Source organism: Cloacibacterium sp. DMC96, assembly GCF_056313765.1.
Map to the genome: position 1 here is coordinate 44,592 of NZ_JBQUZQ010000002.1, position 19,916 is coordinate 64,507.

The 19,916-nt window shown below is 33.3% G+C and carries 21 protein-coding genes; 6 read left to right on the plus strand and 15 right to left on the minus strand.

What is annotated here, in order from left to right; translation table 11 throughout:
- Positions 1-21 precede the first annotated feature (21 nt).
- The 6 genes from ACT53I_RS08995 to ACT53I_RS09020 all read right to left on the minus strand — a co-directional run bounded on the left by ACT53I_RS08995 (position 22) and on the right by ACT53I_RS09020 (position 6,445).
- Positions 22-585 carry an ExbD/TolR family protein gene (locus ACT53I_RS08995; protein WP_476079412.1) on the minus strand — a complete coding sequence of 188 codons (564 nt, stop codon included), beginning with the start codon at positions 583-585 and terminating at the stop codon, positions 22-24.
- A 7-nt stretch (positions 586-592) separates the two neighbouring features.
- A complete protein-coding gene (locus ACT53I_RS09000) occupies positions 593-1,192 on the minus strand; it encodes an ExbD/TolR family protein (protein WP_104793945.1) in 600 nt (199 codons plus the stop codon).
- An 85-nt stretch (positions 1,193-1,277) separates the two neighbouring features.
- Positions 1,278-2,138: a MotA/TolQ/ExbB proton channel family protein gene (locus ACT53I_RS09005; RefSeq protein WP_104793944.1), complete on the minus strand. Its 861-nt coding sequence runs from the start codon at positions 2,136-2,138 to the stop codon at positions 1,278-1,280.
- A 267-nt stretch (positions 2,139-2,405) separates the two neighbouring features.
- A complete protein-coding gene (locus ACT53I_RS09010) occupies positions 2,406-5,369 on the minus strand; it encodes a leucine--tRNA ligase (protein WP_476079413.1) in 2,964 nt (987 codons plus the stop codon).
- 117 nt (positions 5,370-5,486) lie between these two features.
- Positions 5,487-5,975 (minus strand): lipocalin-like domain-containing protein, encoded by a 489-nt coding sequence (locus ACT53I_RS09015; RefSeq protein ID WP_374449985.1) that lies wholly within the window; start codon positions 5,973-5,975, stop codon positions 5,487-5,489.
- An 11-nt stretch (positions 5,976-5,986) separates the two neighbouring features.
- Positions 5,987-6,445: a lipocalin-like domain-containing protein gene (locus tag ACT53I_RS09020; RefSeq protein ID WP_476079414.1), complete on the minus strand. Its 459-nt coding sequence runs from the start codon at positions 6,443-6,445 to the stop codon at positions 5,987-5,989.
- 59 nt (positions 6,446-6,504) lie between these two features.
- On the opposite strand from ACT53I_RS09020, the gene ACT53I_RS09025 reads away from it, so the two are divergent.
- Positions 6,505-7,257 carry a glycosyltransferase family 2 protein gene (locus ACT53I_RS09025; protein WP_476079415.1) on the plus strand — a complete coding sequence of 251 codons (753 nt, stop codon included), beginning with the start codon at positions 6,505-6,507 and terminating at the stop codon, positions 7,255-7,257.
- On the opposite strand, the gene ACT53I_RS09030 is transcribed toward ACT53I_RS09025, so the two are convergent.
- The 6 genes from ACT53I_RS09030 to ACT53I_RS09055 form a co-directional block, all read right to left on the minus strand.
- A complete protein-coding gene (locus ACT53I_RS09030; RefSeq protein ID WP_476079416.1) occupies positions 7,250-7,939 on the minus strand; it encodes a carbonic anhydrase in 690 nt (229 codons plus the stop codon). The genes ACT53I_RS09025 and ACT53I_RS09030 overlap by 8 nt on opposite strands.
- Positions 7,940-8,015: 76 nt before the next feature.
- A complete protein-coding gene (locus tag ACT53I_RS09035; RefSeq protein WP_476079417.1) occupies positions 8,016-9,281 on the minus strand; it encodes a 3-deoxy-D-manno-octulosonic acid transferase in 1,266 nt (421 codons plus the stop codon).
- 11 nt (positions 9,282-9,292) lie between these two features.
- The gene (locus ACT53I_RS09040) at positions 9,293-9,631 is read right to left on the minus strand and encodes a cupin domain-containing protein (protein ID WP_476079418.1); all 339 of its coding nucleotides are present in this window, start codon (positions 9,629-9,631) and stop codon (positions 9,293-9,295) included.
- A gap of 10 nt (positions 9,632-9,641) precedes the next feature.
- Positions 9,642-10,346, minus strand: coding sequence for a C40 family peptidase (locus tag ACT53I_RS09045; protein WP_476079419.1), 705 nt, complete (start codon positions 10,344-10,346; stop codon positions 9,642-9,644).
- A 5-nt stretch (positions 10,347-10,351) separates the two neighbouring features.
- Positions 10,352-10,996 carry an O-methyltransferase gene (locus tag ACT53I_RS09050; protein WP_476079420.1) on the minus strand — a complete coding sequence of 215 codons (645 nt, stop codon included), beginning with the start codon at positions 10,994-10,996 and terminating at the stop codon, positions 10,352-10,354.
- 108 nt (positions 10,997-11,104) lie between these two features.
- Positions 11,105-11,941, minus strand: coding sequence for an OmpA/MotB family protein (locus ACT53I_RS09055; RefSeq protein ID WP_371489380.1), 837 nt, complete (start codon positions 11,939-11,941; stop codon positions 11,105-11,107).
- A gap of 88 nt (positions 11,942-12,029) precedes the next feature.
- On the opposite strand from ACT53I_RS09055, the gene tilS reads away from it, so the two are divergent.
- Both tilS and ACT53I_RS09065 read left to right on the plus strand, forming a co-directional pair.
- Positions 12,030-12,974 (plus strand): tRNA lysidine(34) synthetase TilS, encoded by a 945-nt coding sequence (tilS, locus tag ACT53I_RS09060; protein WP_476079421.1) that lies wholly within the window; start codon positions 12,030-12,032, stop codon positions 12,972-12,974.
- 117 nt (positions 12,975-13,091) lie between these two features.
- Positions 13,092-15,140, plus strand: coding sequence for a protein-disulfide reductase DsbD family protein (locus tag ACT53I_RS09065; RefSeq protein WP_476079422.1), 2,049 nt, complete (start codon positions 13,092-13,094; stop codon positions 15,138-15,140).
- Positions 15,141-15,219: 79 nt separating this feature from the next.
- On the opposite strand, the gene ACT53I_RS09070 is transcribed toward ACT53I_RS09065, so the two are convergent.
- On the minus strand, positions 15,220-15,606 hold the full coding sequence (locus ACT53I_RS09070) for a rhodanese-like domain-containing protein (protein WP_104793933.1): 387 nt from the start codon (positions 15,604-15,606) through the stop codon (positions 15,220-15,222).
- 112 nt (positions 15,607-15,718) lie between these two features.
- On the opposite strand from ACT53I_RS09070, the gene ACT53I_RS09075 reads away from it, so the two are divergent.
- From ACT53I_RS09075 to ACT53I_RS09085, 3 genes are all read left to right on the plus strand, one after another.
- Positions 15,719-16,645: a YeiH family protein gene (locus tag ACT53I_RS09075; RefSeq protein WP_476079423.1), complete on the plus strand. Its 927-nt coding sequence runs from the start codon at positions 15,719-15,721 to the stop codon at positions 16,643-16,645.
- A 65-nt stretch (positions 16,646-16,710) separates the two neighbouring features.
- Complete coding sequence (locus ACT53I_RS09080; RefSeq protein ID WP_476079424.1) at positions 16,711-17,214, plus strand: hypothetical protein; 504 nt, start codon at positions 16,711-16,713, stop codon at positions 17,212-17,214.
- 116 nt (positions 17,215-17,330) lie between these two features.
- Entirely contained in the window at positions 17,331-18,113 is a 783-nt protein-coding gene (locus ACT53I_RS09085) for an alpha/beta fold hydrolase (protein ID WP_476079425.1), read from the plus strand.
- A 3-nt stretch (positions 18,114-18,116) separates the two neighbouring features.
- Here ACT53I_RS09085 and ACT53I_RS09090 read toward each other — a convergent pair whose 3' ends face one another.
- Together ACT53I_RS09090 and hypD are read right to left on the minus strand one after the other, a co-directional pair.
- Positions 18,117-18,722 (minus strand): HoxN/HupN/NixA family nickel/cobalt transporter, encoded by a 606-nt coding sequence (locus ACT53I_RS09090; protein WP_476079426.1) that lies wholly within the window; start codon positions 18,720-18,722, stop codon positions 18,117-18,119.
- A gap of 105 nt (positions 18,723-18,827) precedes the next feature.
- Positions 18,828-19,904: a hydrogenase formation protein HypD gene (gene hypD / locus ACT53I_RS09095; protein ID WP_476079427.1), complete on the minus strand. Its 1,077-nt coding sequence runs from the start codon at positions 19,902-19,904 to the stop codon at positions 18,828-18,830.
- Positions 19,905-19,916: the final 12 nt, after the last annotated feature.

Here is a 19,916-nt window from a genome sequence, read left to right on the forward strand (position 1 = left end):
TTCAAATAAGTTTTGAATTAATTATTGAGCTGGTGCCGGTGTAGAACCTCCAACTTTTTTATCGTAGATAGCTTTTTCCCATGGCTTAATGTCTGTAACACCATATTGTTGAGAGTTAGTAATCGCCATTTCATCTAAAATATCTACGAAATTTTTATATACTGCATCATCTGTAGGCTTGATAATTACTGTAAATTTAGTAACATCTTTAGCATTACGTTTTGCTTGCTCGATTACTTTTGTAATCCCTTCTCTATCATAGGTAGTTTCTTGTAATGTCTGTTCATTAAGACCTGCTTGATCTAACTGGTGATAGAAAATTCTATTATTTTTACCAATAATCAACGAAATTGAGTTAGATAAATCAATCTCAGTTGGTGGTGGTTTTACTGCGTCTGGTTTTGGTTTTGCTGGTAACCCTAGGTCCATTACATTAGGTTTACTAAATGTAGTAGTAAACATAAAAAACATTAGCATCAAAAAGTTAAGGTCCACCATTGGTGTCATGTCAACTTTAGTACTCTGCTTTTTGGAACGGACTTTGCCTCCCTTTTCGCTCTTTTCTTGTACTTGTACTTCTGCCATTTCTTTACTATTTATTAGTTTCCTGGCTAGTAATTAACCAAAACTTATAATACTCTATATCTCTAAGCCCTTCAAATAAATTTTTAACTTTAGGGTAATTAGTGTTTGCATCTCCTTTAATAGCCAATTTATATTGTGGATTAATTTCAAGACTGCTACTAATCCAATCTATTAATTGCTTATTTGTACTGTCTAATGGAACTCCCGCAGTTTTTACAAACTTTCTTTGATCTTCAGGCATTTTAAGAAAACTCTTAAGCTGATTCATCGGAACTCCAATTGCTGGAGTTTTGAAGAAAGCTACTTTTTCTTCTTCTGAAAATTTTACACCATATTTAGCTCCCATTTTGTCTAGCAACTCTGATCTTTCTTTAAAGTTTTCAACAGCTGCGAAATAAAACTTACCGTCTGGAGTAACATTAACTGTCATTAAGTTCCCATCTGGAAGTAATTTTTCAGAAATAGAAGTTGGCGGTTTAATTTGCTCTACATCAGGCTTTTTAAACTGAGTAGTCATAATAAAGAATGTAAGAAGCAAGAAAGTAACATCACACATTGCTGTCATGTCTGTTACAACACCGTGTCTTTTTGGTTTGACTCTCGCCATTTTATTATTTTTTATTAAATTAAACTTCTAGTTATGCATTCTTTCATTTAAAAAGAGTGCAATTTTTTTGCCAAAAATTAACTGATTAGTTAAATTCTGCAAAAGATTGTTGGATAGACATACCAATCTCGTCGATTTTGTATGTAAGTCCGTCAATTTTAGAAGTAAAGAAGTTATAAAGAATAATAGCGATAGCTGAAGTACCAATACCTAATGCAGTGTTGATAAGTGCTTCAGAAATACCGATTGATAATGCAGCAGCATCAGGAGTACCTCCAGCAGCACCTAAAGCTTGGAAAGACTTAATCATACCGATTACCGTTCCTAATAGTGCAACTAACGTAGCTACTGTACCTAGAGTAGAAAGAATCATCATGTTCTTTTCTAACATTGGCATTTCTAAAGTTGTAGCTTCTTCAATTGATTTAGTAAGCGCTACCATTTTTTGCTCTTTGTTAAGAGTTGTATCATTTGCTAAAGCTTTGTAAGTTGTAAGACCTTCTTTCACTACGTTACCTACAGAACCTTTTTGAGCATCACACTCTTCAACTGCTTCATCAATTTTATTTTTGTCAAGTAAATTTCTAACTTTAATTACAAAGTTTTCTAAGTTACCTGTACCTGCTGCTTTTCTAAGAACGAAGAAACGCTCAATAGCGAAAACAATAACAGTAATCATGAATAAAATCAAGATGTGAACGATTGGTCCACCCATGTAAATAATTCCCATGAAAGAATCTGGATGTAAGTCCTTATTCTCTACATCAGAAAAAGCAACTGAAAGACCAGTAACCCCTTCGTTCTTAAAGTTACCAGGATTACCTAAAATAAAAATATAAATACCTAACGCTATAACATATAGAATAGGTAAAACAACTGCAGGATTAAGACCTCCTACTTTTTTAGCAACTACTTGCTCCTCTTGTGTTGAAACATTCATTTCCATATTAAACTAAATTATAATTGTTAATTTTTTGAGGCTGTAAAATAAAGCTATTTTATTGGAAAATGCAAGTTAAAAAATCAAACTATGATAAATTTCTTGTTTCTCGAAAACCATTGTAGATTACAGATTTAACAATATATTTTATATTTTTTGTGAGATATTTTCACATGATGTTAAAATCATAAAAACTACAAAATTTTTAGCCTTATTTTTTTTCAAATATTCAAAGAAATTTTTATAAATTTTTAAAAAATATTTAACAATTCCTTAAAAAACGATATTGATAATCTTCTTTGGCACAATAATTATTTTTTTAGGAGTTGCTCCCGCTAAAATTTCCTGAACCTTTTCATTACTCATCGCTATTTCTTCAATTTGTTTAGCATCTAAATCCGCTGCTAAAGCCAAGGTAAACTTCATTTTACCATTGAAACTTACCGGATAGTTAATTTCATCTTCTACCAAATACGCTTCATTTAATTCTGGCAATTTCTCAAATTCTATAGAAGTATTTTTACCTAATTTTTCCCACAATTCTTCGCAAATATGTGGCGCATAAGGCGAAATAATAACCGCTAAAGGTTCTAAAATTGCTCTTTTATTACACTTCATTTTTTGCAATTCGTTTACAGCAATCATAAACTGTGAAACCGATGTATTGAATGAAAAATTCTGAATATCAAACGTAAATTTCTTAATCAAAGTATGCAGCACTTTTAATTCCGTTTTGGTTGGCTCTTCATCTGAAACTGAGAAAGCATCTCCATCAAAATAAAGGTTATAGAATTTTTTCAAAAATCCATAAACGCCGCTTAAACCTTGTGTATTCCAAGGTTTTGATTGCTCTAAAGGTCCAAGGAACATTTCGTACAAACGCAAGCAATCTGCGCCGTATTCCTCTGCAATATCATCTGGATTTACAACGTTATATTTTGATTTTGACATTTTTTCTACTTCGCGACCGCAGATATATTTCCCTTCATTGTTTAATACAAATTCCATATCATTAAAATCTGGACGCCAATTTTTAAAAGCTTCAACATCTAATTCGTCAGTTGTACCTTTTAATAAAGAAACATCAACATGAATTGGAATCAGAGCAGTTAGTTCCTTATCCCAATTACAATCAAAATGACCTAACTTTCTATTAAAATCCAATTCTTTTTCAACAATTCCTAAAACTATTTCGTCATAATTGCCTTCAACAGCTTTCAAATAAGACTCTTTAGGAATAATATATCTTTTAGGCTTTGTAATTTGATTTTCAACATTCAAATTCCCAATTCCAACTCCAAAACCATAAACAAACGCACTCATTCCCAAAATCATCCCTTGATTTATCAATTTTTGGAAAGGCTCATCCTGGTTAATGTAACCTCTGTCTTTCAAGAACATATTCCAAAATCTAGAATACAACAAGTGACCTGTTGCATGTTCGCTTCCTCCAATATATAAATCTACTTGTCCCCAATAATCTGATAAATCTTTTGCACAGAATTCTCCATCATTTTTCGGATCCATGTATCTCAAGAAATACCAAGAACTTCCTGCCCAACCTGGCATTGTAGAAAGTTCGATCGGGAAAACCGTTTTTTCATCAATTAAATCTACAGCCACTACTTTTTGGTTAGCTTCGTCCCAAGCGAAATTTTTAGCGTTTCCTAATGGTGGATCGCCGTCTTCTGTTGGTAAATATTTCTCTACTTCTGGCAATTCTAAAGGCAACGCAGAAACTGGTAAAGTATAAGGCATTTCTTCTTTATAGTACACAGGAACTGGTTCCCCCCAATATCTTTGACGAGAGAAAATCGCATCACGCTGTCTATAATTAGTAGTTCCGTGACCGATTCCCATTTTTTCGATTTCTGAAATAATTTTTGCTTTCGCTTCGTTATAATTCAGTCCGTTTAAAAATTCAGAATTTACACAAACTGAATCTTTAGAATCATAAGATTCTTCTTGAATATCAAAATCGTTTTCAATCACATTAATGATTTCTAAACCGAATTTTTTAGCGAAACGGTGATCACGTTCATCATGCGCAGGAACCGCCATTACAGCACCCGTTCCGTAACCCATCAAAACGTAATCTGAAATATAAATCGGGATATTTTTTCCAGTGAAAGGATTGATTGCAAAACTTCCTGTGAACGCTCCGGAAACGTTTTTCACGTCTGCCATTCTATCACGTTCTGTTTTTTTAGAAGTCTCTTCTATATAGTTTTCAACTTCAGATTTTTGTTCTGCCGTTGTTAATGTTGAAACCAAAGGATTTTCTGGTGCTAAAACCATAAAAGTTGCCCCAAAAATAGTATCAGGACGAGTGGTGAAAACTTCAATCTGCTCATCTATTCCAGAAACATTGAATTTTACAGCTGCACCTTGAGATTTGCCAATCCAATATTCTTGAGAATCCTTCAATGGTTGTGGCCAATCTAGTTTTTGTAAACCTTGCAACAATCTTTCAGAATACGCAGTGATTCTCATGCTCCACTGCATCATTTTTTTCTGAAAAACAGGATAACCGCCACGTTCAGATTTCCCATCTTTTACCTCATCATTGGCTAAAACCGTTCCCAAAGCTGGACACCAGTTTACAGTAGTTTCTGCTCTATAAGCCAATCTGTAATTGAGTAAAATATCTTGTTTTTTGTTTTCATCAGCAGCATTCCATTCTTCTGCAGAGAAATTTAATTCATCATTCTGAACTGCATTTAAATTTTCTGTCCCGAATTTTGAAAAATGTTCTACCAAAGTTTGGATAGATTCTGCTTTATCAGAAGTTTTATTGTACCAAGAGTGAAACAATTCTATAAAAATCCATTGCGTCCATTTGTAATAAGAAGCATCAGAAGTTCTGACTTCTCTACTCCAATCGAAAGAGAAACCAATTTTGCGCAACTGCTCTTCGTATCTGCTAATATTTTGCTCTGTAGTAATCGCAGGATGTTGCCCAGTTTGAATCGCATATTGTTCTGCTGGCAAACCGAAAGAATCATAACCGATAGGGTGCAAAACGTTAAAACCTTGATGTCTCTTGAACCTTGCATAAATATCCGAGGCGATATAACCCAGAGGGTGACCTACGTGTAAACCCGCTCCTGAAGGATAAGGAAACATATCTAAAACGTAGAATTTAGGTTTTGTAGAATTATTTTCAGTTTTATAAGTTTGGTTTTCTTCCCAAAACTTCTGCCATTTTTGCTCTATCTGCTTGTGATCGTAAAACACGCTGTAATATTTTAAAGTATTGTTAAACTTGATTTCTAAGAATTTACAAATTTATGATTTTTAAAAGAAAAATCCCCACCTTAAAAGATGAGGACTTTAAATTTATTTTTAAAAGCTCTATTTTTTTACAAAAACAGTTGAAATTGTTCCCGTGTAATAAAATCCATCATACTGTGGATAATAGTCTCCAAAATTTACATTATTCAAGGTTTCTCCATAGGAAAACTTATTGCTTCCACTGAAAGAAAGGGTAACACTTTCTGTGGTTCCAGCTTGTGTAATGGTTAAAACTTTTGTGTTTCCATCAAATTTGTAGGTAAAAGTTTCGCTTAATAATTGCTCGCAAGTTCCATTATTATTGGCAAAAGAAGTTACACTACCTGTTCCGTCTGCATTAAAAACCATCGAAGATTTCTGCGAACACGCATCTGCAGGAGCTTCTTCATTGATTGCCGCAGACTGACCATTATAGCTTAGCGTTCCTTTCATTTTTACAGAACTTACATTCCAAGTTCCCACAATAGAAACCGTATCATTATCATCTCTGCTACAAGCTACATTTAACAATAAGAAAATTCCTAAAAAGGCGATTACTAGTTTTTTCATTTTTTATTAATTTACTGGTTAATTTTAATATTAGTTACTTCTACATCATACATTTCTCCGTTGATTTCCTTTTTTCCTTTTACAATTAGTTTTTGAGCGGTAATAGAAACTACTTCTGCATTTTTCACGCTTCCATCTTGAAAAGTGTGAACAAGAGATCTTTGACTTGAATTAAAAGTATAGGTAAAATTTCGTTCTAAGGTTTTTTCGCAGTTTCCAGTAGCATCATCAAATCTCATTTCGATTGCTGTTCCGTCTGAATGATAAGTCATTTTTGATTGTTGCTGACAAGCATTCATGTCTTCTGACTGACTAACCGTGAATCCTGCCACGGTTTTATAAGCGGTAGCTTTTATAGGTTTCCAACTTCCGATAATGCTTGCGTTTTCGTCATATTCATAGTCTCTTTTGCACGAAAAAAGCGTAAGAAACAAAACAGACCACAAAAATAAACGCCAAAAATAGGTCATGACTTTAGTTTATGTAAAGATAGATTTTTTTTAATTACAATAAGTATATTTGCAAAAACATGACACAAGTCTCTATCATAACGCCGTGTTATAATTCTTCTGAATTTTTAGAAGAAACCATTCAATCTGTTCTTCATCAAAATTTTACAGATTGGGAATGGATTATTACTGATGACAAGTCCACAGACAATTCTGTAGAAATCATTAAAAAGCAACAAGATTCTAGAATTATTTTAATAGAAGCCGAAAAAAACGGAGGAGCGGGACATGCTCGAAATCTTTCACTCGAAAAAGCAACGGGAAGATACATTACTTTTCTGGACGCGGATGATTATTGGGAACCCAATTTCTTATCAGAAATGATTTCTTTTATGCAAACCGAAAACGCAGAATTGGCGTATTGCACTTATGCAAGATGTGATGAAAATTTACAACCTAAAATTGCAGATTTCGAAGCGGACATTGAGGTAACTTTTGATAATTTGCTCAAAACATGCAGACTTTCTCTACTTGCTTCCATGTATGATTCTGAAAGAGTGGGCAAAGAATATTTCCCAGAAGGAAGCAAACGCGAAGACCATGTTATGTGGCTCAATTTACTCAAAAAAATTCCTTACGGAAAACCGCTAAAAAAGACTTTGGCTAAATACAGAATGCGAGAAGGAAGTGTTTCCCGAAATAAAACCAATATCATGAAAGACCAATATTTGGTTTACAAAGAACACATGAATTTTTCCACGCTCAAGTCTTTGTATTATACCGCCAATTGGGCCTTCAATGGATTTAAGAAATATTCTAAATTTTTTAATTAAGAAAATCTACTTTGCCGTCATTAAGATGGTAATAACCACCAATTACTTTCAGTTCTCCTTTATCTATTAAATCTTTCAGTTCTTGGTTTTGAAGAATTTTCTGGATTTGTTGGTCTACATTATAATGAATTGCGTCATCTAATTTTTCAGATTTTCCTACGAAAGGCTCCACTCCTTTTCTGAGTGTTTCTATAAGATTAGAGATTTCTTTGGGTTCTTTTCCTTCATTATGTTGAGAAATTGCAGCCGTAATTCCGCCACATTTTTCGTGACCAACTACAATAATTAATTTAGTGTGTAAATGATTCACCGCATACTCTAAGCTCCCCATCGTCATATCATCATCTAATGAATTCCCTGCAGTTCTTATCACAAACAAATCGCCAATTCCACGGTCAAAAACCAATTCTACAGGCACTCTAGAATCAGAACAGCTCACAACCGTTGCGATAGGATGTTGCCCAGAAACTTCTTCCTTCATTCTGGCTTCATCTAAATGCGGAAAAGCATTTTTGTGATGTACAAAATGTTCATTTCCAGTTTTTAAAACTTCTAAAATTTGATTTGGATTAAGATTTTCTTGAATTTGGGTTTCTTTTTGAGAAATTTGGTTAGAAGTACAACCTGTAAAACTCCACATTGCGCCTACCAACATTAAAACGCCTACAATTACTTTCTTCATGATAATTTTTTGCAAAATTATGAAGATTATAAATCGCTTCGAGATGATTGTTATCAGGTATTATGCTCAGAATAAATTATGCTAAAATTTTCTCTAGAATAATTTCCGAAGAATTCGGTTGAGAATGAACGAAATTTCCTGCGTTTTCACTCATTTCTTGTAACAGATTTGAATTTTTTGACAATTCAAGGACAAAATCAGCAGCCAATTCTTCGTTATCAAAAGATTTCCCTCCATTTTGGGCAATTAAAGCATCTGCTTCTGGATTTTTCTTGTATTGATTTCCAAAAATTACAGGAACGCCGAAAGTTGCCGCTTCTAAAATATTGTGAAGTCCTTTATCGTGAAAACCACCACCTACAACTGCAATATCTGCGTAAGAATAAAGTTTGGAAAGTAAGCCAATACTGTCTATGATGAGTATTTGTGAAGTTGTAAAATCGTGAAGTTGTGAAGTCGTTTCAATTTCAGTTTTACGATTTTGCGATTTTGCTATTTCGCTGTAGAGAATTGCTCGTGGAGAGATTTGTTTGAGATTTTGCACTCTTTTCAAATCGTGTGGAGCAATGAGAATTTTAAAATTTTCTAATTTTTGAGAAAGAATTTGAGCCATTTTTTCTTCGGCTTCCCAAGAACTGCCTAAAACCAACAGTTTCTTATCGGCTTTAAATTCAGAAATCAACTCCACGGAATTATCTCGGTTTTTGATTTGTTTCACTCTGTCAAAACGAGTATCTCCAGAAACCGAACCTTTCGTTAAACCAACTTTTTGAGCTAAAGAAAGAGATTTTTCGGTTTGATGGAAAATCCAGTCCACATTTTTTTTCAGTTCATTCACAAACCATTTTCCATAAGACTTAAAATAGACTTGATTTTCGTAAAACAAAGCTGAAATCACAAAAACTTTAGCATTTGTCTTTTTTAATTCTTCTAAAAGATGATACCAAAAATCGTATTTTACGGTAAAGAAAATTTCAGGATGAACCGCTTTTACAAACTCTGAAATCGTAGATTTTTTATCAAAAGGAAGATAACACAAAATATCTTCTTTATTCTTTTTCACCACGTTTTCATAACCAGAAGGTGAGAAAAAAGTAATTAAAACTTTATGATTGGGATATTTTTCTTTCAGTTTTTCTAAAACTGGCAAACCTTGTTCGTATTCTCCCAAACTTGCAGCATGCATCCACAAGACTTTGTCATCTTTAGAAATGTTAGATTTTACAATTTCCAAAGATTTCTTCCTGCCTTCTAAACCACGTTTAATCTTGTCATTGAACCACGACAAAACCTTGAACGCCAATTCAAGATGAAAGATGGATATGTTGTAGAGTGTTTTCAAATGCTGTTTGTTTAAACTAAAATCCTATCTTCATTAGTTGAAGGATTAGAAATTACCAAAAATTCTAAATTTTCTATAGTTTCATTAGCAATATAATGTTTCTTTTTTGGTTCTATGGCAATTCCTTCTCCAGATTTTACTATAAATTTTTCTCCTTCCACATAAAACGTAGCTTCTCCTTTTAAAATGCAGAAAAACTGTTGAGCAAACTCATGAAAATGAAATTTCTCCGAAGTTTTCGGTGGCATTAATTCATTTTTCACCACTAAATTTTCAGAATTGTGAAAAATCCAAGAATCACATTGTTCTCCCCAAAAATAATGTTCAGAATTTTGTTTAGAAATAATCATTAATATTCAATTAAAGAAAAGTTTTCACAAACCTCAATTTGTGCGTATGCTTATTTTGTTCTGCATTATAAATTCCAGAAAAATCTAGAGAATCTATTCTCACTTTTCCGCTTACATGAATGATTTCAAAAGGCGATAACACCAAACCCACATGAATAATTTTTCCTTCGGAATCTTCAAAAAACGCCAAATCTCCCGCTTCGCTTTCTTCTACAAAATCACGAGCTGTTCCTTGCAGAGCTTGTTGTTCTGGATCTCTCGGTAAAGCAATTCCGTGAACTTTGTATAATAACTGCACAAATCCGCTATCATCTATCCCAAAAAAGCTTCTTCCTCCCCATAAAAAAGGAACATTCAAGAATTTTTTGGCAGTTGCAACTAAACTTTCTCGCAGGTTATTTGTATCAACAACATTATCTGTTGCAAAACCGACTTCACTTCCTATGGAAAGCAAGCTTTTACCTTCTGGCAAATTAAATTCACCAAAAGACTGCGTCACCAAATTTTTAGAAATTTCAGCGTTTTGTTTCTTCAAAACCGAAGTATTTATCCAACCTTCATAGCCATCAAAATCCATTTTGATTTTACTGAAATTCCCTTCCGTTTCTAAAATTTCGCAGGTTTCACCATATAAAATTTGAGAACTCATTTCAGACTGCTCTGAAACTTCTGTTCTTATTGGTGAAACAGATACGCTGCAGTAGTATTTTTCCATAACTCTTATATCTTACGAACTAAATGAATTCCGTCTCGCAAAGGTAAAATTACATTTTCAAAATCTGCATCTTCGGCAACTAATTTATTCACGAGTTTTATCTGTTCGGTTTGCTTATTTCCCTTTTCATCGAGCACTTTTCCATACCAAAGTACATTGTCTATCATCAAAACACTTCCCGACTTCATTCTGGGTTTCACCAATTGTAAATATTCGGGATAGTTTTCTTTGTCCGCATCAATGAAAATCAAGTCAAAAGTTTCACTAGAATTTTTCAAAAATTCTTTAGCATCTTGTAATTTAAAGTCTATTTGAGAAGCAAATTCACTTTGGGCAAAATATTTTTGAGGCAAATAAGCCAAATCTTCATTTACGTCTAGCGTGGTCAATTTCCCGTCTCTCTGCAAGCCTTCAGCCAAACAAAGCGCTGCATAACCGGTAAAAGTACCAATTTCCAGAATATTTTTCGGTGAAATCATTTTTGAAATCAAAGAAAGAAATCTACCTTGAAGATATCCCGAAATCATGTGTGGTTGTGTAGTTTTCTGAAAAGTTTCTTTGCGCAATCTTTTCAAAATTTCTGGTTCTGCAGAAGCGGTATCTTCTAAATATCTATCCATTTCTGGATGCAATTCTTCGAAATAACTCATGGATTGATGTGATGATTTTTTACAAATTTAAAGATTTTAAATCCAAATTCACCAAAATAAAAAAACCTCGAAAAAAATTCGAGGTTTTTAAATAATGAATCTAAGATTCTATTTTTTTACTGGAGCGATGTCCATTAGTTTCATGAATTCATCTAGCTTAGGCATGATAATGATTTCTGTTCTACGGTTTTCTGCACGTCCAGAAACTGAAGCATTGGTCGTTTTAGGATTGTACTCACTTCTACCACCTGCTGTAATTCTATTAGGATTTACGCCAAATTGTGTTTGTAAAATTTTCGCAACAGAAGTAGCTCTAAGCGCTGATAAATCCCAGTTGTCTTTTGGTAAATTAGCACTTGCTAAAGGAACGTTATCTGTATTTCCTTCGATAAGAACGCTGTAAGTATCATAATCATTAATCACTTTAGCCACTTTTCCTAGAACTTCTTGAGCAGCTGGTAAAATGTTGTAATCTCCTGTTTTGTAAAGCATTTTGTCAGAAAGTGAAATCATCACTACTCCTTTTAAAACTTTTACGTCTACATCTGCATCTGCTACATTATCTAAACTTCTTTTTAATTTATTAGATAAAGCTAAATTTAAACTGTCATTTTTAGAATTGGTAGAAATCAAACGCTTAATGTAAGAGTTAGAAGCATTAATCTCTCCGATTAATTTATCAATATTAGCAGAACCTTTTCCTGCGTTTGACAAACAAGCGTCTAGTGAAGATTTAAGTGCACCGTTTTGGTCTCTTAATAAGTTGTTTTCACTGGTCAAACCTGCATTTGCTGCTTGTAAATCTTGAATTTGTCTTTGTCTCTCTCCTGCATTCTCAATACATTGTTTGTAATTAAGATTTAATGCATCATATTGCTTTTTGCTCACACATGAAGTAAGCGTAAGTGCGATTGCTCCAACAGCAAAAATTTTTAAAATTTTCATAAAGCTTTTATCTTTTTAAAATTATTGTTACCAAAATTACAAAAATCATTCCACAAGAAGAATTATATTTGCCTAAAAATAGGCAGTTTTGTTAGATTTTAACAATTTTAAGGAAAATTTAGAAGTTTTAGGAGAAGATATTTTTTCTAAAAAATTTCTTTTGGCTGTTTCGGGTGGTGCAGATTCTATGGTGCTTTCGCACTTGTTTAGATTTTTAGAATCCGCTCAAAATGACAAAGGTCTAGAGTTTCAAGTAGCTCATGTAAACTATCATTTCCGAGGAGAAGATTCTAATCTTGATCAAAAAATTGTAGAAGATTTTTGCAAAAAAAATGACATCAAATTTCATCTAAAAGATGTTTCCGAAGAAGAAAAAACTCAAATGAAATCCCTTCAAAATTGGGCGAGAGAATTGAGATATGATTTCTTTTTTAAAATTTTAGAGCAAGAAAATCTGGATTATGTTGTTACAGCACACCATCTCAATGATGAGTTAGAAACGTTTTTCATCAATCTTTCTCGTGGTTCTGGAATTAAAGGATTAAGCGGAATTCCTAAAAATGAAAACAGCATTCTTCGTCCGCTTCTGAAATTTACCAAAGCAGAAATTTATGCTTTTGCAGAAGAAAACCACATCGATTTCAGAGAAGATAAATCCAATGAAAAAAACGATTATCTTAGAAATAAAATCCGAAATCAACTCACCCCAAAAATTCTGGAAATTTTTCCACAGTTTCTAGAACAATTCGGGGAAAGTCTGTCTTACTTAAGTTCGGTTAACGATTTTTATCAAAACGAAATCGAAATGACCTTTCAAGAAATTTTAATGGAAGAAAATGAAGAAGGATTTACTTTGAACAAAGAAATTTTATTCCAAAAACCGAAAGTTCTCATCATTGAAATCATTAGAAAAATTGGTTTCACAGGCATTGAGATTGAAAAAATCATGAATGCTGAAAACGGTAAATTTTTCCGAAGCAGCACCTATGAGATTTCCATAAAAAAGAAGGAAATTATCTGTAAAAAAAGATAAAATACTATTTTGAAATAAATTTTGTTTTTAAATAAGTCTTAAAATAAGTTAAATCAGACTATTTATATCTTTTTAAGACCTACAATTTTATATTTTTGTACCTCTAAAAATTAAATAATGAAGAAGTTTTTGCTTTTACTTTTTATCGCTGTTACCTCATTGTTCTCTGCGCAAATTCAGAAACACGTCACGATAAAATACGATGTAAAATCACTACCAAATAACGAATACGAAGCCGTAATTACCGCTAATATTGACAAAGGTTGGCATATTTACTCTAAAGATATCGACCCAGAATCTGGAGCGATTCCCACAGAACTAAAACTGAATTCTAAAGACATTCAACTGATTGGAAAACCTGTAGAAACAGGCAGTAGAAAAACCGAATTTTCTGAAGCTTTTGGTACAGATTTGATTTTCTTATCTGGAAATGTGACGATCAAGCAAAAATTCAAACTCAAAAATCCAGAAAAACCAGCCAATGTAATCGCAGAATTTACCTATCAAACTTGTGATGACAGAGTTTGTCTAGCTCCTGAATCTTTAGAATTTGAAAAAACAATAGCAAGTTCAGCAGTTGTAAAAACTGAGGACAACATAGAAGATGTACAGAATACAGACTCTACCAAATCTGTAGCGTCTACTATTCCTGTAACAACTGAAAACACAGAAATTGCTCCTCGACAAGAAGGATTAAAGGTTTCTTCATTAGATTTCGAAAATCCTTTAACAGACTGCGGCGTAGCAAAAGAAAAAAAATCTGAAAACTACCTCACTTATTTATTTTTAGGATTTTTGGGCGGATTAATCGCTTTGTTAACGCCTTGCGTTTTCCCAATGATTCCATTAACGGTTTCATTCTTTACCAAAGGGCAAAAAGACAAAGCAAAAGGAAAAAGAGACGCATTTATTTACGGATTTTTCATTCTTTTAATCTTCGTTTTATTGAGCGTTCCGTTTCATATTATTGATGGAATTGCGGGAAATATTTTTAATCAAATTTCTACATCAGTTAGCTTAAATATTGCATTTTTCTTGATATTCTTATTCTTCGCAGGAAGTTTCTTCGGATATTATGATATTACTTTGCCAAGTTCTATCGCCAATAAATCTTCAAAAGCAGAAGAAGCAGGAGGAATCATCGGGATTTTCTTTATGGCTTTAACCTTGGTAATTGTTTCATTCTCATGTACTGGACCAATTTTAGGAAGTTTATTAGGAAGCGCTGTTACAGGTTCTGCAAACGTTCCGATGCTATTAACCTTCGCTTTAGCAGGATTTGGTTTAAGCTGGGCAATAGTTTTCGGATTGTTGGCATTATTTCCACAAGCATTACAAAGTTTGCCAAAATCTGGCGGCTGGATGAATACTGTAAAAGTAGTTCTCGGTTTTGTAGAATTAGCTTTGGCCTTAAAATTCTTATCCAAAGCAGATTTGGTATCCAAAACATTCTACCTAAAACGTGAGCTTTTCATCGCGATTTGGATTATCATTACCATCGGTTTAGTGCTTTATTTATTTGGAAAAATTAGATTTCCGCACGATGATAAAAACCAAAAAATTTCTGTTACCCGAAAAATCTTTGGAGTTTTAGGAATTGGATTTTTAGTATATTTAGTTCAAGGATTAGTTCCTGCAGAAAGACCAAAACTACAGATGCTTTCAGGAATTTTGCCTCCAATTAATGTGAGCTATCTTCATGATGAAAAAGACGGAATTCTAGGAATGCATCCAGAACATGATTATTTCAAAGCGATAGCATTGGCAAAGAAAGAAAACAAACCCGTTTTAATAGATTTCACAGGTTATGGTTGCGAAAACTGTAGAAAAATGGAAGAATTTGTGTGGAGCGAACCTGATATTCTGCCAACTTTACAAAACGAAGTCATTCTCGCTTCTCTTTATGTAGACGACAAAGAAGAATTGCCAGAAACTGAACAAACCAAAGTAGATTTAGGAAACGGACAAATGAAACGTATTAAAACCATTGGTGATAAATGGAGTATGTTCCAACAAGTGAATTTTAATAATAATTCTCAACCGCATTACGTTTTGGTAACTCCAGAAGGAAAAGTGATTAACACTCCTGTTTCTGGTTATATGCCGAAAGAAGATTTCAAAAAATTCTTAGAATGTGGAATCGAGTTTTATAAGAAAAATAAATAGAATCATCATTTCATGGATAAAAAAGAAAGCTTTCAAAATTTTGAAAGCTTTTTTTTATAATTAAATTCTTTAGAACATTTTATTTAGCTAATTCTTCGTTTACCGTTTTGGTATTGATTCCGTTGGTTACATTTTTTATTCCGTTATATTCTAGAATCGCTTTTGCTTGGCTGCTTCTGTTTCCTGTTCTACAAAAAACAATTACAGATGGTTTTCCTTTGAATTCATTCAATCTACTTTCTACTTCATCAAGCGGAATATTCACGGCTCCTTTTACACTTCCTTCTGCAAATTCTTGTGGCGTTCTTACATCTACTAAAAATGCTCCGTTTGCAACTTGTTCTTTAATCGAAACTTCTTTTTGGGCTTCAGTTTGAGCATTACTTTCTGCTGGTTTAGGAGAAGAACACTGTGTTCCTATAATAACTAAAGCTCCAAAGCTCAATATTGATATTAACTTTTTCATTTTTTTCTATTTTTTACAAAACTATTTCATTAGCGAGAGTTCTTATGTAACAAAAGTTACAATAGCAAATTTTGGTTTTGAATAATTTCGCGTTCGATAATTCAGAAAGAACATGCTCCAAAAAAAATTACTTCTTCAACTCCTCTTTTTAGCACTCGCTGTTTTATCTTTTTCACCCCTAATTTCTCCGCCAATTGCTTTATTATTCGGGATTCTTTTTGTGAATATTTTCGGAAAAGTTCTAGAGACAGATAGTTTTGTCAAGAAATTATTGCAATATTCTATTGTAGGATTAGGTTTCGGGATTAATCTGAACACCGCAATAGAAGCAGGAAGTCAAGGTTTTCTTTTTACCGTTTCTACGATTGCTTTGGTCATGATTTTTGGTTTATTTTTAGCCAAAATTTTAAAAATTAACAAAACCATTGCTCAACTCATTTCCGCAGGAACCGCAATCTGTGGAGGAAGCGCCATCGCAGCAGTTGCACCCATTTTAAAAGCCAATAGCAAACAAACTTCTGTAGCTTTAGGAATTGTCTTTGTTTTAAATGCTGTTGCGCTGTTTATTTTCCCAGAAATTGGTCATTTTTTTAATTTAACTCAAAATCAGTTTGGAATTTGGAGCGCTATCGCTATTCATGATACAAGTTCTGTAGTTGGCGCTGCAAGTAAATACGGTAACGAAGCATTACAAATTGCCACCACCGTAAAATTAGCAAGAGCTTTATGGATTATTCCGTTGGCTTTTCTTATTTCTATTTTCACCAAAAGTGAAGGGAAAATTAAGATTCCTTATTTCATTGGTTTCTTTGTTTTAGCGATTTTAGCAGGAACTTATCTTCCTTTTTTACAAAATTTCAATACTATCATTTCTGAAATTTCTAGAGATACACTCAAGGTTGCTCTTTTCTTAATTGGAGCAGGATTATCTTTACAAAATCTCAAAAATATAGGTGTTAAGCCTCTTCTTTTAGGAATTATCCTTTGGATTTTTATTTCTAGTATTTCACTTTACGCTGTTTTAGAATTTTTAAAGTAAGTATTGAAAGAATAAAAAGTTTGGTTTAAATTTGTATTCAAACAATACAAATTAATTAGATAACCATGAAAAAACTATTTTTTATTCCTTTGATTCTAATCGCTTTCTCGTGCAACAAAACCGGAGAAAATAATGCTAAAGATATAGACAGCACGAAGATTATTGATTCCATCAATGCGGTGAGAATGAAATACAATGACAGCATCAGAGCATTGAACAACAAAAATAATTTTGGCGATTTAAGCGGAAAACATAAACTTACTTTCGTATCTGATGATGGCGTTTCATTAACTGGAACCGTGAATTTTACAAAAATCATGAGTGATGGTTACGAAGTAAAAGGAAATGCAAAATCTGGGAAAAACATACTCATCATTGATGGAAAAGCGGACAGAGTATCGCCAAAACACATCAATTTTTACGGAAAAATCACACAAACCATCAATGGTAAAACGGAATCTAAGAGCAACAGCAATACATTCAGAGATGAAGGAAAAGGAGATTTCTTTAGACTTCAACAGAAAATAAACGCTCAAGGTTTTGTAGATTACATCGATATTTGGAAATAAATTGAGGTTAAGGTTAAGGTTAAGACAAAGGTAAAGGTAAAGGCAAAGATAAAAGTTAAAAAATTTGAAATCTTTAATCTCGTATCTCGCATCTCTCATCTAAAAAATTAAAAATTATGCTACATCACGAAATTTCAGGAAACGGCAAAAAACCATTGGTTTTACTTCATGGTTTTATGGAAAACACGACCATCTGGGACGAAATGGAAGCTCATCTTTCTAAAGATTTCACTTTGATTAAAATAGATTTACCTGGACATGGAAAATCTAAAGTTTATCAAGAAATTCACACCGTAGAATTGATGGCAGAAAAAGTAAAAGAAGTAATTGATGCTCTAAAATTAGAGAAAATCAATTTGCTGGGACATTCTTTGGGAGGTTATGTTTCTCTGGCTTTTGCTGAAAAATTTCCTGAAATTTTAGAAAGCATGACTTTATTTTTCTCCACTACAGTTGCAGATGATGAAGAGAAAAAGCAAATCCGAAGAAGAAGCATTGCAGTAATTGATGAAAATTTTGAAACTTTCGTCAAAACTTCTATCCCCAATCTTTTTAGCAATAATGAAAAAGATATTTTAGAAGGCAAAATAGAATTGGCGAAAAACATCGCAAAATCTACTGATAAAGAAGGCGTAAAAGCTGCTCAATTAGGAATGGCAGAAAGACCAGACCGAACTGAAATTTTAGAAAATTTAGATGCCAAAATTCTCATTATTGCAGGGAAATATGACAATGCTGTAAAAACCGAAAATCTTCTCAAAATCATCCCTGAAAAGACCAACATCAAAACTTATGTTCTCGATTGCGGACACAACGGACATTGGGAAAAACCAACGATCTGTGCGGAAATTATCAATACGGAGTTGTTGCATAATTTGCCGAAACATTTTTTACTCTAAATATTAAAGCAACCCTAAATTTTCAACTACCACTTTTCCGCCGTAAACAATACAAAGTATAGAGGAAATAATCACCAAACTAGCCTGTAATTTTTTAGATTTCAAGAGACTTTTAGTGTAAGGAATACTGAACAAGTAGGCTGCTAAAAACATCCCGAAAATAGAGCCTAACCCGAAAATAAGAATGTACATCAATCCTTCTAAAGGTGTTTTCATTTGAGAAATCACCAAAACAACCAATGCGCCACTTCCAGCCAAACCGTGAATTAATCCCACACCGAAAGCTGCTCTAGAAGTGTTATGAGTATGGGTATGTTCTTTCGGAAAATAGAGTTTAAAAACTCTGTAAAGTCCCAAAATAATAAGCATAACACCTACTCCTGCTTCAAAATTTTTAAAAACTTCTTCCCCAATTTGAAACTTAAACCCAATCATTAAAATCCCAACGAAAAAAATAGTTGCGGTATGCCCAATTCCCCAATAAATTCCATCTTTCATGGATTGTTTCAGATTTTCGCGGTGAGAAACAAGTGTGTTCACCGCCAATAAATGGTCGGCTTCAAAAGCGTGTTCTAAACCTGAATAGATGGTAAGAAATATTTTAAACATTTTTTAAGATTTGAGATATGAGACTTTAGATATGAGATAATCATTAAATGAGATGTAATTTTTTAAAGAAAAATCTGAAATCTCACTTCTTGAATCTCGCTTCTATTAACTGTAATGATAATACGCTGCACAAGCTCCCTCTGAAGAAACCATTGGCGCTCCTAAAGGATTCCCAGGATTGCAAAGTTTCCCAAAATGCGGACATTCCACTGGTTTTTTAATGCCTTTCAGGATTTCACCAGCAATACAAAGATTTTCTTCTTTTTTTTCTAAATTTTCAATGTCAAATTTTTTAGAAGCATCAAAATCTTTGTACTTTTCTTTCATGACTAAACCAGAATTTGGGATTTCGCCAATTCCTCGCCATTCTTGAGTTCCAATTTCAAAAATTTCGTTGACCACTTTTTGAGCAGGAATATTTCCTTCGTCTTTTACCAAACGTTCGTAGCAATTTTCTACTTTATGTTCGCCTTTTTCGAGTTGCAAAACAGCGTGATAAATGGCTTGAAGCAAATCTGCAGGTTCAAATCCAGAAATCACAATCGGGATTTTATACTTTTCAGCCAAAGGAAAATATTCTGAAGTTCCCATAATGGTACAAACATGACCAGCTCCTAAAAACGCATCAATATTGCAAAATTCATCATCTAAAATGGCTTCCATTGCAGGCGGAACCAAAACATGAGAAACCAAAAGCGAGAAATTCTTTAAGCCTAATTTTTGCGCATGAACCACGCTCAAAGCATTACTTGGAGCTGTAGTTTCAAAACCTACTGCAAAGAATACCACTTCTTTATCAGGGTTCTGCTCTGCAATTTGAACGGCTTCTAACGGAGAATATAGAATCCTTAAATCTCCACCGTCAGCTTTGGCCTGGAGTAATGATTTTTTACTACCCGGAACTCTTACCATATCTCCAAAAGAACATAAAACAGCTCCTTTTTCCATTAAAGCTACTGCTTTATCAATCAACGAAATCGGGGTAACACAAACTGGACAACCAGGACCATGAATCATTCTCACTTTGTCTGGAAGCAGTTCTAGCAAACCATTTTTTACTAAAGAATGGGTTTGTCCGCCACAAATTTCCATGATATTCCAAGGTTTTGTGATGATTTTTTCGATTTCGTTTAAATAAAACTTAACGAGTTCTGGATTGCGGTATTCTGTGAGAAATTTCATTTTAAGTCAAGA